The following is a 16,327-nucleotide window of genomic DNA, read 5'->3' as shown; positions in this document are numbered from 1 at the left end:
CGTGAAGATGGACCGTCAAGCTCAGTTCCGAGCAAGAGAAGCGTTAATATTTCAAGTTGCGGAACAGTTGTTGTTAGAAAATGGCGAAGCCGGAATGACACTTGATGTGCTGGCTGCTGAGCTTGATTTGGCAAAAGGTACTTTGTACAAACATTTTCAAAGCAAAGATGAATTGTACATGTTGTTGATTATTCGTAATGAGCGCATGTTACTCGAAATGGTCCAAGACACTGAGAAAGCTTTTCCAGAGCATTTGGCTTTCTTTATGTTGCATCATTTGCACCACCCGGAACGAACAGTTTTGTTCCATCAAATTGAAGAAAAGCTTTCGATTACAGCACAAGGTGTGCATCATCTTTTTAATGAACTGTATCAAGTAAGAAAACAGCGCTTACGTATTATTATTCGTATGACTGATCATTATTTAGAATCAATCCAGAGTCATATGACTACGCGAGATTACTTGGCTTCAATTTGGTCTCTTACTCATGGAGCTGCGGCAATTCTGAATTCAAGTTTTTACCAACGTTATTTGGGTTCAAGAGACACTTTGAGAGTAGCTTATATTGATCAGGCGTTGGCCTTACCGAAACAAGCAGTTGAACAATACGCTTAATAGGTCAATATGAAATTGAAATCATTTCAATCACAAAAAGGCTTTACCCTCATAGAGGTGATGGTAGTCATTGTGATTATGACAATTATGACTTCACTTGTTGTATTGAATATCGGTGGTATAGACCAAAAAAAGGCTATGCAGGCAAGAGAGTTATTTTTACTCGATTTACAGAAAATTAATAAAGAATCACTAGACCAATCACGTGTATTAGCTTTAGAAACTCATGGTGAGACAGATGTCTCACCATTTTCTTATGAATTATATGAATATCACGATCAAAGCACTTTACAAGTACAAGACTTAAAAAATCGCTGGCAGAAATATAGTGAATTTAAAACACGACAACTTCCTGCGCATGTGTCTTTTTCAGTACAGCCTTTAGATGGCGAGAATTATTCTAAAGCTAAAAATACCGATTTGGTTGGTGGACAAACACCTCAGCTTATCTGGTTTGGCAATGGAGAAGCCAAGACCGTTAAAATACAATTTTATCTAGAGCAAAAACCGATTGGTTCAGAAATACAAATAGATCACTTGGGTAAAATAAATGAAATCTAAAGGCTTTACCCTCTTAGAAGTTATGGTTGCTTTGGCAATCTTTGCAGTAGCAGCTGTTGCTTTAACTAAAGTGGCAATGCAGTACACTCAGTCTACTTCTAATGCCATTTTAAGAACTAAAGCTCAATTTGTAGCTATGAATGAAATTGCTATGATGGAGATTAATCAAGAGTGGTTGCAGGGCACTCAAAGTAAGCAAGTAACTTCTCAAGGTGAGACTTGGCAGATTGATAAATCAGCTGAATCAACTGTTAGCCCTAATGTTCAAAAAATTGATGTACAAGTTAGCTTATATGATCCGGATAAGGGAAAAGTACAAAACGGTATTACTCATATGGTCTTTTTTAATTATCCAGTGAAAGCAAAATAATGATAAAAAATAAGAATTTTCGAATTCAAAGCATTGCTTCTCATCTTAGAGCTCAGTCGGGTGTTATTCCGACTGACTACTCTGGGCATAGCTCTTCGTCTTACGCTCAGACAAAGCTTCGCTTTAGAGAGCATCACACTCGAAACATGGTTTCTCGTCTTGCGGCGCGATCAGGTGGTGTGTCGACTGGCTATTCAGAGCATTGCTCTTCATCTTGCGCTTGGACAAAGCTTCGCTTTGTTAATCCTCGCTCAGGATTTACGTTGGTTGAATTGTTAGTTGCGATTGCTATCTTTGCGGTCTTATCCTTATTGGGGTGGAAAATTTTCGATTACTTGCTTAAAGTTCGTGACCGTAATGCTGAACATGAAGTGCATTTGTTTGAGTTACAAGATGCTTATCAACAAATTCTTCGTGATAGTCTGCAAATTATTCCTTTATCTGCAAATCAAGGTGGCCAACTTCATCCAGCTTTAGAAATTGATAATCAAATTCTGCGTTTTAGCAAAGCAGGTGTAACGGATCCTTTAAAACAAGGTTTATCACCGTTTGAACGAATTGAATATCGTTATGATGCAGACCAAAAAAAATTATATCGTCTTAAATATACAAATTTGAATACTTCGAATAATGAGCAACCTTTATCGAGTACCTTGCTAAGTCAGGTTGACCAATATCAGATTATGGTTTTGACTCCGCAAGAGGTAACAAAGTGGCCTGAGGTTAATATTGATCCAACAAAGCCTAACGAATTGAAAAAATTACCGAAAGGAATAAAAATTCAACTTACTGTAGCAGGAGTAAGTTATGAATGGATCTATAGCTTAAATCAAAGTAATTTATCGCTTTCCCCACAAGGTGGCTCATAATGTTTAAAAATTATAAGCACCAACAGGGTGTCGCTTTACTGACAATACTTATTATGGTTGCCTTGGCTACAATTTTAGCTGCTTCTATTGCCAAACATCAAAATAATACTATGGAAAATACAGCTTATTTAATGCGTCAAAATCAATCTTTGCTCTATGCAAAAAGTGCAGAAGCTTTTTTCTCGGAGTTATTAATTCAAGATGCAAATAATGCGGGTGGAGTAGATCATTTAAAAGAGACATGGGCACAACCTATGCCACCGTTCCCAGTAGAAGATGGTTCTGTCTCAGGGCGTTTGCTTGATGAGTCGGGGAAATTTAACTTAAATAATTTGACCAATGGGGAAGGTATGGTAAATGAAGATGCTAAAAGTTGGTTTGAACGTTTGCTTGTGCGAGTAGGTTTACCTGCTGAGCTAAGTCAGGCTGTGATTGATTGGCAAGACCCAAATGATGAGCCAGCTGGACCAATGGGAGCAGAAAGTAGTTATTATCAAGGCTTAGATCCTAGCTATATGGCTGCGAATACTAAATTTCACCGTATTGAAGAGTTAAAGCTAGTTAGAGGCTTTGATGGGAAAAAATATGATTTGATCGCCCCATATATTTCTGCTTTGCCAGAAAATACGAAATTAAACATCAATACTGCTTCACCATTGGTTTTAGCAAGTATTGATGAAAAACTAGATGTTGGAGCGATCGAAAAAGAATTACAGGCGCGACAGCAAAATTTAAAGTTCTTCCAAAATGTTGATGAATTGTGGCAATTGAGTGCTTTTTCAGCGGTTGATAGTCAAAAGAAAAAGCAGGCAAGTGGTCTTATTGATGTTAAATCTAACTTCTTTCAAGCTCAAATTGAAGTTGTTCTAAACAATAGGAAGCGCCAGTTTACTAGCGCCTTAATGCGAAAAGATAAGCAAGTATATGTCTACTCAAGGAGTTTGGCTCCATTTAACTAAATAAATTTATTGATATTTTTCCTAAGTCTGTAATACTTGAAGCTTATTAATAAAAGGGATGAGGTCATATTTCTGTATAGACAATATTTAAAGTAAAAATCAATATCTTCAAAATTCCTTCACATCTCTTATCATACTTTTTGCTAATTGTTTCTATTTGAAAAGTGGTGCGAAGTTTTTATCTTTTGCTTTATAATAATGTTCTTAGAAGGAATGATCGATTTGGCACATGTTAATTCGTAAGTTATTTAAGTTTGAAAATGCACATGTAGTACGTAACTGTACATCAGATCGTTGTAAGCGATCGATTCATGGGCACAGTTATAAAGTCGAGTTATTACTTAAAGCTTCGAAATTAGATCATGGACAAATGGTATATGATTTTGGACTATTAAAAGGTGTGATTAAGGACCTTTTTGATAGTTTTGATCATGCGATTTGTTTCTGGGAAAAAGATGATCCACAATATATCGATGCTTGTAAAACTTTTAGTGCACGTTGGATTTCTTTACCAGTGTCTCCATCTGCCGAGCAATTTTCTCGTATTTTCTTCTATCTAGCTCAGCAAGTATTAAAATCAACCATTACCCAAAATGGGGAAGGTGATGTTGAAGTTTATTCAGTGATTGTTCATGAAACTGATACAGGGTATGCCCAAAGTTTTCTTGAAGATATTCAAAATGAACAAATGGGACTACTAAACCTTGAAGGTATTGTTTTCTCAGAACAAGTTCAATCTGAATGGACTGATCCAAAAATGTATGAAAATTTAAAACAAGGGATTAAGTTTCAGAATCCACATGTTAACTTACAAGTAGAAGTGTAAGTTAACGTCCTTTTGTTTGTAGAAATGAAAATTGATCTAGGATGACATTAATGCAATTAACTGAGCAACAGCAAGACAAACTCAGTAAAGTTCAATTAGAAGAAAGCTGGAAAAGATCATTAACTCCATTTTTGCTGAGTCCTTACATGGATAGTTTGCGAGACTTCCTGTTTCAACAGAAGCAGGCTCAAAAAACAATATATCCACCTAGTAAACAAATTTTTAATGCGTTAAATATTACACCTTTAGATCGTGTAAAAGTCGTGATTTTAGGGCAAGATCCATATCATGGACCGAATCAGGCAAATGGCTTAAGTTTCTCTGTACAAAGAGGGGTTGCATTACCTCCATCTTTACGTAATATTTTTCATGAATTAAATACAGATTTAGGTGTACCAATTTCGCGTCATGGTGATTTAACCAAATGGGCCGAGCAAGGTGTACTTTTATTAAACAGTGTACTTACTGTAGAAGCAGGACAGCCCACATCACATCAAAAACAAGGTTGGGAAGAGTTTACTGACGCAGTAATTGATGTCTTAAATGAACAACGCGAGCACATTGTTTTTATTTTATGGGGTGCTTATGCACAACGTAAAGGGCAACGTATAAATAGAGAAAAACACTTAGTTTTAACTGCTGCACATCCATCACCACTTGCGGCTAATCGTGGTGGTTTTTTTGGTTGCAAAGTGTTTTCAAAAACAAATCAATATTTGAAACAACATGGCATTGAGCCCATAGACTGGCAATTGGACGCATGATGAACTCTCCCAATGTAAATAGCTATCATCCGGATTTGGTAGTTGAAGAAGCGAAAAATGGTTGGCGTATAGTACGTTTGAATCGACCTAAATCATTACATGCTTTAGATGAATCAATCGTAACGGCTTTATTACGAGTATTTGAAGACTTCCGTGATGATGAGCGAGTAAAAGCAATTTGGTTGGACTCGACAACACCAAAAGCTTTTTGTGCAGGCGGAGATGTACGCAAATTACGTCAGCTGGTCATTAATCAAGAAGTAGAAACAGCAAATAAGTTTTTCCAGCAAGAATATGCTTTGGATTTACTTTTGCATAATTATGCAAAACCAGTTGTTGTATGGGGCGAAGGTTATGTAATGGGCGGCGGTTTAGGCTTGTTTATGGCTGCGCCTTTCCGCTTAGTTACACCGTATTCACGTTTGGCAATGCCTGAAATTAATATTGGCTTATACCCAGATGTAGGTGCAAGCCGTTTCCTTGCTGACCGTGGGCAAATTGGTTTATTTACCGGTTTGACGGGTTCTATCATGACTGCCGCTGGGGCCTACAGCATTGGTTGGGCGACGCATATTTGCGAAGCACAACGTGATAATGTTCTGCAAAAAGTATTGAATATTAATTGGGCTCACTATCCTGCAGGTGATTTCCGTGCGATTGACGATACTTTAAATAGTTTGCACCGTCCGGTTGCAGCAGGACCATTGCAAAATTCTTTAGACGTTATCCATAGCGTTTGTCGTGGTTCAAGTTTTGAACAAGACTATCAGGCGATTGTAAGCTTACGCGATGCAAGCAGTGATTGGTTGCGTCAAGCTAGTGAAAACTTACAAAAGGGTTCGCCAAGTACAGCAGCGATTACTTGGTTGTTATGGCAATGGGGTAAACAAGTTCATTCTTGGGACGAAGTTTTTGATCTGGAAGCGCAAATTTCTGAATGGAAAATTCGCCACCCTGACTTTGTGGAAGGTGTGCGTGCACGTTTAGTCGATAAAGATTTATCGCCAGAGTGGAAAGCCTGTGAAGACCTCACATTAAGAGGTATTTTGGCCGATGACCCACCAATTACGACTATTGATAGCTGGAATGCATTACTTAGACAGTATGGTGTAGTGTCATAATAAATAATGTCTAAATTTAGTGATGAGTATTGGATGCAGCTTGCTTACGAGCAAGCTGAATTAGCGGCCGAGCAGGGGGAAATTCCTGTTGGGGCTGTAATTGTAAGCCAAAATAAGTTAATTGGAGCTGGTTTTAATGCTCCAATTGGTTTATCTGATCCTACAGCGCATGCAGAAGTTCAAGCTATTCGTTCGGCTTGCCAATTATTAAAAAATTATCGTTTACCAGAAGACGCGACTTTGTACGTTACGCTTGAGCCATGCACAATGTGTGTGGGAGCTTTGGTACATGCAAGAATTAAACACGTTGTATTTGGAACAGTAGAGCCTAAAGCGGGCTCACTAGTGAGTACACGTCAATTATTAGAAAATGGTTATTACAACCATAAATTTACTTTTGAGCAGGGATGTTTACATGAAAAATGTGCTCAGCAGTTAAGTCTTTTTTTTAAGCAAAGACGTGAACAAAAGAAACAAGAGAAGCAACAAAAATCGTCCTTAAATGATTAAAAAATGTCATGTGGATATGGCAAACTAACGCCGTTTCATTGACATGATTTATTTAAATAAGGAACTTTCATGCGTAATGTAATTACTATACAAAAAGAATTTAATGCTCCTCTTAGTGATGTATTTAACCTGCTTTCTAGACATGCAACTTACAATAAGGCATTTGCTCCATTACAAGTTGTACGGGTAAAAGACTCAGTAGATCCTGAAAGACCCGATGGGGTTGGTTCTGTTCGTCGTATGGGGTTCGGTACGATTAAACCACTTAAAGAAGAAATCACTTATCTCGAAGAAAACAAGCGTATTGAATATAAATTGATTGATAATCCCTTAGTTAAGCACCATTTAGGTCGTATCGAGTTTTCTGAAATAACTCCATATATTACTTTGGTTACTTATCGTATCGAATTAACGGCAAAAGCTCCTGTTGTAAGTAAATTAATTCTTGCACAGCTAAAACTAGCGATTACACTAGGCTTTTCGAGATTAGCTAAAGCATTTGCTTCTTAGTGAGAGTTCAATGACAGTTCAAATTATTACTATTGATGGTCCGAGTGGTTCGGGTAAAGGAACATTAGCGGCAAAACTTGCTGCTTATTATCAATTTCATTTACTTGACTCTGGCGCTTTGTATCGTTTGTTAGGGTTGTCATTACATAAACATGATTTGTTAGAAAAATTAGATAGCCATTTAGATGAGTGTGTGAAATATGCTCGTCAGCTTAATATCAAGTTTGAAACTTCAGCAGAGGGAACATTGGTTTTCCTTGATGGAGAAGATGTATCACAAACCATCCGTACAGAGCGAGTTGGAGAATATGCTTCTAAAGTTGCAGCAATACCAGAGCTCAGACAAGCACTTTTTGAGCGTCAAAGAGCCTTTGCGCAAACTCCTGGTTTAGTGGCAGATGGCCGAGATATGGCAACATCAATTTTCCCTGAAGCGAATGCAAAAATTTACCTGACAGCATCGGCAGAGTCTCGTGCTGAGCGAAGAGTAAAACAGTTGCAGGGCATGGGGCTAGATGCTAAAATAAACGACATTTTAGCTAATATACAAGCGCGTGACAAAAGAGATATGGAGCGGGAAGTAGCTCCTCTCAAGCCAGCCGCAGATGCTTATATCATTGATAGTTCGGAATTAACGATCGATCAAGTATTTAAGTTAATGGTTGATTATGTCAATAGCCGTACTATTAGCAACTAAGATTATCAGTTGACGCATAGCTTGATCAGTCTATAAAGACTATGTTGATACTTAACTAAACCGGCCTTGTCTGATCCAAGACCGCTGACTTTATCAGGTATATCATGACCGAATCTTTTGCAGCCCTCTTTGAAGAAAGTGAATTAAACCTCAACGTTGAAAAGGGTGCAGTCATCCAAGGTGTTGTTGTAAACATCGATAGCGACTGGGTTACTGTTGACACTGGCCTTAAATCAGAAGGCATTGTTGACCGTGCTGAATTTTTAAATGAACAACGTGAACTTGAAGTTCAGGTTGGTGACACTGTTGACGTAGTTGTTGAAGCTCTTGACAACGGTATGGGTCAAACAGTTTTATCACGTGAAAAAGCTAAACGTGCTGAAACTTGGACTAAACTTGAAAAAATCTTTGAAGATGGCGAAATCGTTACTGGTGTTATCTCTGGTAAAGTTAAAGGCGGTTTCACTGTTGACATCGGTCCTGTTCGTGCGTTCTTACCAGGTTCATTAGTTGACACTCGTCCTATCCGTGACACTACTCATCTTGAAGGTAAAGAGTTAGAGTTTAAAGTAATCAAACTTGATGCTAAACGTAACAACGTTGTTGTATCTCGTCGTGCTGTTATGGAAGCTGAATCTTCTGCTGACCGTGAAGCATTACTTGCTCAACTTGAAGAAGGTCAAACAGTTACAGGTACTATCAAGAACCTTACTGATTACGGTGCATTCGTTGATCTTGGCGGTATTGATGGTCTTCTTCATATCACAGATATGGCTTGGAAGCGTATCAAGCACCCTTCAGAAGTTGTTGAAGTTGGTCAAGAAGTTACTGTTAAAGTACTTAAATTTGACCGTGAACGTAACCGCGTATCTTTAGGCCTTAAACAATTAGGCGAAGATCCATGGTTAGCGATCATGAGCCGTTACCCTAAAGGTTCTATCGTTAAAGCACGTGTTACTAACTTAACTGACTACGGTTGTTTCGCTGAAATCGCTGAAGGCGTTGAAGGTTTAGTACACGTTTCTGAAATGGACCACACTAACAAAAACATCCACCCATCTAAAGTTGTTCAGATCGGTGACGAAGTTGATGTTATGGTTCTTGAAGTTGACGAAGAACGTCGTCGTATCAGCCTTGGTATCAAACAAACTCGTGCTAACCCATGGGAAGAGTTTGCTAAGTCTCACGAGAAAGGCGAAAAAGTTTCAGGCACAATCAAGTCTATCACTGACTTTGGTATCTTCATTGGTTTAAATGGCGGTATCGACGGTCTAGTTCACTTGTCTGATATTTCTTGGAACGAACAAGGCGAAGAAGCTATCCGTCGTTACAAGAAAGGTGACACTGTTGAAGCAGTTATCTTGTCTGTAGATGCTGAAGGTAACCGTATCAGCCTTGGTATCAAGCAATTGAACAGCGATCCGTTCAATGATTTCTTAGCTGCTAACGAACGTGGTGCTTTAGTTAAAGGTACTGTGACTGCAGTTGATGCTCGTGGCGCAACTGTTAAGTTGGCTGACGAAGTAGAAGCTACTCTTAAAGCTTCTGAAATCAACCGTGACCGCGTTGAAGATGCAACTAAATTCTTAGAAGTTGGTCAAGAAGTTGAAGCTAAAATCATCAACGTTGATCGTAAATCTCGCTCTATCAACTTGTCTATCAAAGCGAAAGACGAAGCTGAAGAGAAAGAAGCAGTAGCTAACTTACGTACAGCATCAGCTTCTCAAGAAAATGGTCCTAAGACTATTGGTGACTTGATCAAAGCACAAATGAAGTAATAAGTTAACAAAGTACAGTTTCATGTAACGAAATTGTACTTTTTATACAAATTACTGTAAACGGTAGCGTAGTATTCAACATACTGCGCTACCGTTTTGTATTTAAACAGGTTATTATCAAACGACTTAGAGTAGTAATAAATAACGAGGTCGTAGATGACTACTGAAGCTCTTAATAAGTCTGATTTGATTGAACGCATTGCGCTAAAAAATCCACACTTGGCTGAACCATTGGTGGAAGAAGCGGTTAAAATCATGATTGATCAAATGATCGAAGCTCTTTCGACTGACAATCGTATTGAAATCCGTGGTTTTGGTAGCTTTGCTTTACACCACCGTGAACCTAGAGTTGGTCGCAACCCAAAAACAGGTAAGTCAGTAGATGTTGCAGCTAAGGCTGTTCCACATTTTAAACCAGGTAAAGCACTCCGTGATGCAGTGAATGAATCTGGAAAATAAATAAAACTCATAAGTGGGGTGCCTATGCGTTATATTCTAATTGCATTACTCATTATTGTATTTGGCTATTCTTTAGCACTTGTTTTGCAGAACCCAACAGAACTTCCTGTTGATTTATTATTTACTCAAGTTCCTGCAATGCGTTTAGGTTTATTATTGTTGCTTACCTTGGCGCTTGGAATTGTAGTTGGACTTTTATTAGGTGTACAAGTTTTCCGAGTTTTCCAAAAAGGTTGGGAAATTAAACGCCTTAGAAAAGATATTGACCATTTGAGAAAAGAACAAATTCAAAGTGCTCAATTGGCAGCAGCAGAAGCAGCTGCAAATGTAAGACATGAAAAAACTGTGGTAGATGTTTATCCTCAAGATAAAAACTCTACTCCTTTATAATTATTCGTAATACTACTCTTTATCTGGTTATAGAGAGTAGTATTTCCTCCCTATATTTCTCCTCATTCATTAAATTTAAAATCAATATTTTTTTATTCAAAAACTTGCCTTCATAGTTTTCTTTATTAGTAGCTGACTTGTCTATTATAATAGCGCTGATTTTATATGATGGAAGAAAGTCTCTTGAGTATCATTGTTGCGTTGGATGCTAAAAGCCAATATGACGCTTTAAAAATTGTTGAACAACTTGATCCTACATTATGCCGCGTAAAAGTAGGTAAAGAGCTTTTTACTCATGAAGGCCCATCTGTTGTAAAAAAACTTCAAGAAGAAAATTTCGAAGTTTTCTTAGATTTAAAATTTCATGATATTCCTAATACAACTGCTCAAGCTGTATGTGCTGCGGCAGACTTAGGTGTGTGGATGGTGAACGTACATGCATCAGGTGGTCGAAAAATGATGGAAACCTGTGTAGAGCGTTTAAAGGCTGGTAATTATCAAACTCAGTTAATTGCTGTAACAGTTTTAACTTCAATGGGTCGTGAAGACTTAAAAGATATTGGTTTAGATATTGAACCTGTAGAGCAAGTTAAAAGATTAGCTAAACTGACTAAAGAGAGTGGTTTAGATGGTGTAGTTTGTTCTGCTCAAGAAGCTAAAATTCTCCGTGAATTAATTGGAGAAGATTTCTCTTTAGTTACCCCTGGAATACGTCCAGAAGGTAGTAATGCAGATGACCAAAAACGTATTGTGACTCCAAAACAAGCAATGCTTGATGGCTCTACCCATTTAGTTATTGGTCGTCCAATTACTAAAGCAGAAGACCCAACTCAAATGTTGAAGTCAATTCTTGCTTCGATTGCTTAAAAGTTTAAAAACACAGTAATTAAAAGTGGAGCGAGTAGGCTTAGAAGTAAGCCACTCATCATGGCGTGTGGTACATAATGTGTACCACATGACTGTTTTACCATTGCTAATGTTACATCCATCGAGGTGGCACCAGCGCTTGAAATTGCTGGACGTGGAAAACGCCATCCCATGGTGTACATGAGTAAAATTGCAACTATTTCTCTAAATAGATCTGTAAGTAAGGCAATTCCACCTAGCTCAGCTGAATGTAATTGTGTAAATAAAATACCTGACATTGAATACCAACCATAGCCTTGGGCTAAAGCTAACATTTCATTGAGTGTAAAATGATTGCCTAGTATAAAATAGTTAAGAAAACCAGCTATACATGAACCTATAAAAGCAGCTAAAGGCACAATAAGAATTTTCCAGCTTAACCATGTTCGGTTAAAATGGGTAAAAGCTAATTCGATGCCAATTAGAAAAATAAAGACTAATAACAGATACCAACTATTAAATGAAATATGTATATTTAGTCGAGTAAAAAGAATACCTAAAATGATACCTACAGTTAAAGCTAGAAATGCCTTAGCAATATTTTTTAGAGCATTGATAAAAAGCTGAAGTGAAATTTTTCCTTTAACACTTTCTTTATCAAAAATTGCGTAGGCGATTAAACAAGTAAAAAAAGAACCAAAAGATGTTGTAAATGCAATTAATAGGGCTGGTGGTAATATAGTAGATGGATTATTAATTTGATCAAGTGCAAGTGTTAATTCTAAAGCAACACTTGTTAGTAAAATATATGAAAAATAGGGCAAAATTTTAAAAATAAACTGCCGAATATTTAATGAGAGTTTAGGGCCAAGAAAGTATCCAAAAGCTATTACAATAAAAATTTGAATAATGAGGCTAACAGATTGCATATAATAGATAGATTGTTATTAACCTATCTATTATGTATTGAACATTTTATGCTGCATAGCTCTTAGAGAACTTATTTAGCAGTAAATAATTTTGGGGGTTAACTTTACGGGTTTCTAACCAATACCTCCAAGTATAAGTTGGCCATAAAGAAAAGTTTTTCCCATCGGCAGCCTGATACCAACTATTACAACCGCCTGCTTGCCATACGGTACCTTGAAGTTGTTTCTGTATTCCTTCATTGAAAGTATCTTGGACTTCAGGTTTAATTTCTACAGCTTGTTGACCAGATTTATCTACGAGTTCAATAAGTTGTAAAATATAATTAACTTGAGACTCAATCATAAAAATAACCGAGTTATGTCCTAAAACAGTATTTGGTCCAAGCAGTTGGAATAGGTTAGGGAAATTCTTCGTCACTATTCCATAATAACTTTCTGCACCGTTCTTCCACGCCTGCTTTAATTCAATTTGGTTACGGCCAATACAAGTAAAATCTTTTAAGTAAATTCGGGGATCTGTAATAAAGCCAGTCCCATAAATCAAACAATCGATAGATCTTTCTTTTCCATCTTTTGTAATAATGCTGTGTTCTTTAATTTCTTGAATACTATCCGTCACTAATTCCACATTTTTACGGTTAAATGTCGGGAAGTATTTATTTGAAATAAGAATACGTTTACAGCCCATCACAAAGTCTGGGGTAAGTTTTTTAGCTAATTCTTTATCTTTTACTTGGAAGTGTATAAAAGCTTCGGCTAGTTTTTGTCCATATTTCATGATTTGAGGCTGAACTATTGGCACAACGCGTGATTCGTTACTCCAATAAAGGCGACTACGATGAATTTGTCTATAAAGATTAGATGTTTTAAATAGGGCTTTACTTAAACTGGAGTATTTTCGCTCATCACGTGGAATAACCCATGCTGCTGTTCTTTGAAAGACATATAGTTGCTTAACATCTTTTGCGATTTCTGGAATATATTGAATCGCACTACCACCTGTACCAATCGAAGCAACTGATTTACCTTTTAGGCTATAGCTATGTTCCCATTGGGAGGAGTGAAAAACTTTACCTTTAAATTTTTCAATACCTTGAATATGAGGGATTTGTGGAATATGTAATGGACCAGATGCAAATACTACAAATTGTGCTTCTAGAGAAGGTTGGTTGGCAAAATCTAACATCCATACATGTCGCGTTTCATCATACTGTGCATGTGTAACTTCATGATTAAACTTACAGTAGTTTTTTATTTGATATTTATTAGTTATATCTTGAATATAATCAAAAATTTCAGGGGCTTCAGCATAGCGTTTTGACCAGTCTGTTTTAGGTGCAAAAGATAAAGAATACATGTGTGACTGTACATCACAGGCAGCTCCTGGATAACGATTTTCTCGCCAAGTTCCTCCTACATCAGTGGATTTTTCTAAAATAAGAAAATCTATTTGCTTGTTCTGTAATAGACGAATAGCCATTGCAAGGCCACCGAATCCAGCACCAATAATTGCGATTTTAGTTTTTTGAGTAGCATGTTGTTTTGAATTTAGCATTGGAAACCCTGCATATGCGCTAAAGAGGATTGCAGGCAAGACTAACTTCTTTTGAACAGTTTAAACATGATTGTACCGACGTGAAAATTGATATATTCGGCAATTAATTTTATTACTTCTTTATAGTAAAACATTTCAGTCTAGGGAAATTGATAGAAGAATGAAACGATCGGCACTTGGTTTAATCTATTTAATTCAAGGAATGCGCAATGCGGGCATTGATGTCGACTCACGTTTGGCAGATATAGGTATAAAAGTAGATTCCTTAGACCCAAGCTCAACAATTCATGACAGTTTGGAATGGGATATACAACAAATTATTAGTGAGAATGTTGATCCGGAGAAAGGTTTGTTTATTGGGCAACACTATGCATTAGCAGGTTATGGTCCATTATTAATGCTACTTGTAACAAGTCAAGATATACAAACTGCACTGGAAAAAGGGATACAGTATCAAAAACTCACTCATTTATTTGGCACTTTGAGTTTACAAGAAACCGAAAAACATATCATTCTTAACTATTTACCGGTCGACTTAAAAACAGAAATTGGTTTACTTCGTGCCCAGTGTGAAATTTCAGGGACTTATAAATTTATTCAAGATATTTACACCATGATGGGCTTATCAATGCCTAATATGCGTATAGATCTGCCATTTCCTAAACCGACTAATCCAGATACTGTTGCTCAATATTTCTCATATTATGGAGATGATCTGCATTTTAATTCTACACATGCAGCATTTAGCCTAAGTAGGAATGTACTTGATATAAAAATTCCTTCAGCAGATATTATTACTCATCGTATCTATGAAGCTAAATGTATTAAAGAAATTAAACGATTAAATGAACAAGATCATCTAATACCACCTATTATTCAATATGTGCAAGATTATTTAGAGCTACAACAAGGAATTATCCCGAGCATGGCGGAAACCGCTTTTGCTTTAAAAATGCCTGAAAGGACATTAAGGCATCAATTGCAGCAGCTTAATACGAGTTATAAACAAATTCGTGAACAGATTATCAAGAATAAGGCGCTTAAGCTTATGGAATATAAAGAGTATTCAATTGAAGTTATTGCAGAAGCACTTGGTTATTCTGAACCTGCCGCTTTTAATCATGCGTTTAAAAGATGGTTTGGACAGAGCCCTCGGCAATATGGAAAAGAGTTTTACTGAGCATAACTCTTGATGCTAAAAGCTAATGTGGTCGGACAAAATGTTCGCTATACTCTCTTAAGTTAAAATTGAAATAAAATGATATGTTAAATTTAAAATCTTCTCATAGTACTGCATTTACTCCTTCTTCCCCAGCAGAGCGCTATGCTGAGGCATTGGCTTCAGGCCAGTTCATGGCAGATGAAGCACAAGCACAGGCAGTGCAAGAATTAGATCGTGTATGGAAAGAACTTTTAAATCGTTATAAAGCTTCTAAAAAAGCTTTTCGTCGTTTTCGCCGTCAAACCTCTCCAAAAGGTGTATATATGTGGGGTGGTGTAGGACGTGGTAAAACTTGGCTTATGGACCAATTTTATGAGTCTGTGCCATTTCGCCGTAAAACGCGTATGCATTTCCATCACTTTATGCAACATGTACATAAAGAATTAAATAAACTTTCTGGCCAACGTAATCCACTCGATATCGTGGCTGATCAAATTTATAAAGATGCTGTTGTTATTTGTTTCGATGAGTTTTTCGTGTCAAACGTAACAGATGCAATGATTTTGAGTGATTTATTCCAGAAGTTATTTGTTCGCGGTGTAACACTCATTGCAACTTCAAATATTGCACCAGACGGTTTATATAAAAACGGGATTCACCGTGATCGTTTTATTCCCACAATTGAAATGGTTAAAAAGAACTGTGTCGTTTTAAATGTAGACGCGGGTGTGGATTACCGTTTACGTGTTTTAAAACAAGCTCAATTGTTTAAATCACCACTGGGCAATGAAGCTCAAAACTGGATCGCAGAGCGTTATAGTGCTTTAACTCAAACGCAAACAAATTCTCATGAACCAATTGTGATTAATAACCGTGTTGTTGAAACGCTAGGTCACACAGAAGATGTTTTATGGTGTGAGTTCTCTGAACTTTGTTTAAAGCCGCGTAGTCCTGCAGACTTTATTGAAATTGCCAATATTTATAATACTGTTCTGGTGAGTAATGTTCCGCACTTAACTGACTTCTTGTCAGAAGGTACACGTCGTTTTATTTATCTAGTCGATGAATTTTATGATCGTGGCGTGAAGTTACTCTTAACTTCTCAAGACAGCATTATTGATATCTATCAAGGCGAGAAATTGGCTTTTGAGATTGAGCGTACGCGTTCTCGTTTATTAGAAATGCAATCAGATGAGTATTTGCATTCTGAGCATCGTCATATTGATGCTACTAAAACTTCTTAAGAAATGAGATATAAAAGAGCGCTCTAAATAGGGCGCTTTTTTTACAACAAAAATAGATAAATTTAGCTAAATAATACTTTTTCATTGTGCAAAGTTTGATATAACTAAATACGCTTTAGAAAAAATAAGATAGTGAAACTTTTTGTATGTTAACAAAAAGT

The 16,327-nt window shown here is 37.0% G+C and carries 19 protein-coding genes; 17 read left to right on the top strand and 2 right to left on the bottom strand.

From position 1 onward, the window contains the following. The first annotated feature begins 7 nt into the window (after window positions 1–7). The 15 genes from F984_RS10280 (at window position 8) to pyrF (ending at window position 11,297) form a co-directional block, all read left to right on the top strand. A complete protein-coding gene (locus tag F984_RS10280) occupies window positions 8–616 on the top strand; it encodes a TetR/AcrR family transcriptional regulator (protein WP_000375838.1) in 609 nt (202 codons plus the stop codon). Window positions 617–625: 9 nt separating this feature from the next. Next, the gene (locus F984_RS10275; RefSeq protein ID WP_004709114.1) at window positions 626–1,177 is read left to right on the top strand and encodes a type II secretion system protein; all 552 of its coding nucleotides are present in this window, start codon (window positions 626–628) and stop codon (window positions 1,175–1,177) included. Further along, window positions 1,167–1,547 (top strand): type II secretion system minor pseudopilin GspI, encoded by a 381-nt coding sequence (gene gspI / locus F984_RS10270; RefSeq protein WP_004709113.1) that lies wholly within the window; start codon window positions 1,167–1,169, stop codon window positions 1,545–1,547. Before F984_RS10275 ends, gspI begins: the two co-directional genes overlap by 11 nt. Next, window positions 1,547–2,416 carry a type II secretion system minor pseudopilin GspJ gene (gene gspJ, locus F984_RS10265; protein WP_004709112.1) on the top strand — a complete coding sequence of 290 codons (870 nt, stop codon included), beginning with the start codon at window positions 1,547–1,549 and terminating at the stop codon, window positions 2,414–2,416. The genes gspI and gspJ overlap by 1 nt, the downstream gene beginning before the upstream one ends. After that, window positions 2,416–3,375 carry a type II secretion system minor pseudopilin GspK gene (gene gspK / locus F984_RS10260; RefSeq protein WP_004709110.1) on the top strand — a complete coding sequence of 320 codons (960 nt, stop codon included), beginning with the start codon at window positions 2,416–2,418 and terminating at the stop codon, window positions 3,373–3,375. Before gspJ ends, gspK begins: the two co-directional genes overlap by 1 nt. Before the next feature lie 229 nt (window positions 3,376–3,604). Beyond that, on the top strand, window positions 3,605–4,201 hold the full coding sequence (locus F984_RS10255) for a 6-pyruvoyl trahydropterin synthase family protein (protein ID WP_004709107.1): 597 nt from the start codon (window positions 3,605–3,607) through the stop codon (window positions 4,199–4,201). 50 nt (window positions 4,202–4,251) lie between these two features. After that, window positions 4,252–4,965 carry a uracil-DNA glycosylase gene (gene ung, locus F984_RS10250; RefSeq protein ID WP_004709105.1) on the top strand — a complete coding sequence of 238 codons (714 nt, stop codon included), beginning with the start codon at window positions 4,252–4,254 and terminating at the stop codon, window positions 4,963–4,965. After that, entirely contained in the window at window positions 4,962–6,086 is a 1,125-nt protein-coding gene (locus F984_RS10245) for an enoyl-CoA hydratase/isomerase family protein (RefSeq protein WP_006580787.1), read from the top strand. The genes ung and F984_RS10245 overlap by 4 nt, the downstream gene beginning before the upstream one ends. Before the next feature lie 6 nt (window positions 6,087–6,092). Continuing rightward, complete coding sequence (tadA, locus tag F984_RS10240) at window positions 6,093–6,596, top strand: tRNA adenosine(34) deaminase TadA (RefSeq protein WP_031944625.1); 504 nt, start codon at window positions 6,093–6,095, stop codon at window positions 6,594–6,596. Window positions 6,597–6,665: 69 nt separating this feature from the next. Continuing rightward, window positions 6,666–7,106, top strand: coding sequence for an SRPBCC family protein (locus F984_RS10235; protein WP_004709101.1), 441 nt, complete (start codon window positions 6,666–6,668; stop codon window positions 7,104–7,106). Window positions 7,107–7,116: 10 nt separating this feature from the next. Then, entirely contained in the window at window positions 7,117–7,803 is a 687-nt protein-coding gene (gene cmk, locus F984_RS10230; protein ID WP_002049899.1) for a (d)CMP kinase, read from the top strand. Window positions 7,804–7,907: 104 nt separating this feature from the next. Continuing rightward, window positions 7,908–9,581 carry a 30S ribosomal protein S1 gene (gene rpsA, locus F984_RS10225; RefSeq protein ID WP_002050239.1) on the top strand — a complete coding sequence of 558 codons (1,674 nt, stop codon included), beginning with the start codon at window positions 7,908–7,910 and terminating at the stop codon, window positions 9,579–9,581. A 156-nt stretch (window positions 9,582–9,737) separates the two neighbouring features. Beyond that, the gene (locus F984_RS10220; protein ID WP_002050043.1) at window positions 9,738–10,040 is read left to right on the top strand and encodes an integration host factor subunit beta; all 303 of its coding nucleotides are present in this window, start codon (window positions 9,738–9,740) and stop codon (window positions 10,038–10,040) included. Between the two features lie 24 nt (window positions 10,041–10,064). Next, entirely contained in the window at window positions 10,065–10,430 is a 366-nt protein-coding gene (locus F984_RS10215; protein ID WP_002049904.1) for a lipopolysaccharide assembly protein LapA domain-containing protein, read from the top strand. A gap of 168 nt (window positions 10,431–10,598) precedes the next feature. Continuing rightward, on the top strand, window positions 10,599–11,297 hold the full coding sequence (pyrF, locus tag F984_RS10210) for an orotidine-5'-phosphate decarboxylase (RefSeq protein ID WP_025467815.1): 699 nt from the start codon (window positions 10,599–10,601) through the stop codon (window positions 11,295–11,297). Here pyrF and F984_RS10205 read toward each other — a convergent pair. Together F984_RS10205 and F984_RS10200 are read right to left on the bottom strand one after the other, a co-directional pair. Continuing rightward, the gene (locus F984_RS10205; RefSeq protein WP_002049769.1) at window positions 11,294–12,205 is read right to left on the bottom strand and encodes a LysO family transporter; all 912 of its coding nucleotides are present in this window, start codon (window positions 12,203–12,205) and stop codon (window positions 11,294–11,296) included. The genes pyrF and F984_RS10205 overlap by 4 nt on opposite strands. Before the next feature lie 46 nt (window positions 12,206–12,251). After that, window positions 12,252–13,799: a flavin-containing monooxygenase gene (locus F984_RS10200; RefSeq protein ID WP_080631549.1), complete on the bottom strand. Its 1,548-nt coding sequence runs from the start codon at window positions 13,797–13,799 to the stop codon at window positions 12,252–12,254. 121 nt (window positions 13,800–13,920) lie between these two features. On the opposite strand from F984_RS10200, the gene F984_RS10195 reads away from it, so the two are divergent. Beyond that, on the top strand, window positions 13,921–14,940 hold the full coding sequence (locus F984_RS10195) for a helix-turn-helix domain-containing protein (RefSeq protein ID WP_004709095.1): 1,020 nt from the start codon (window positions 13,921–13,923) through the stop codon (window positions 14,938–14,940). 83 nt (window positions 14,941–15,023) lie between these two features. Continuing rightward, window positions 15,024–16,166, top strand: a complete 1,143-nt coding sequence (zapE, locus tag F984_RS10190; RefSeq protein WP_002050256.1) for a cell division protein ZapE — start codon at window positions 15,024–15,026, stop codon at window positions 16,164–16,166. Window positions 16,167–16,327: the final 161 nt, after the last annotated feature.

This window comes from Acinetobacter nosocomialis NIPH 2119, assembly GCF_000368085.1.
GTDB lineage: Bacteria > Pseudomonadota > Gammaproteobacteria > Pseudomonadales > Moraxellaceae > Acinetobacter > Acinetobacter nosocomialis.
This window is presented reverse-complemented; position numbering and strand designations above follow the sequence as displayed.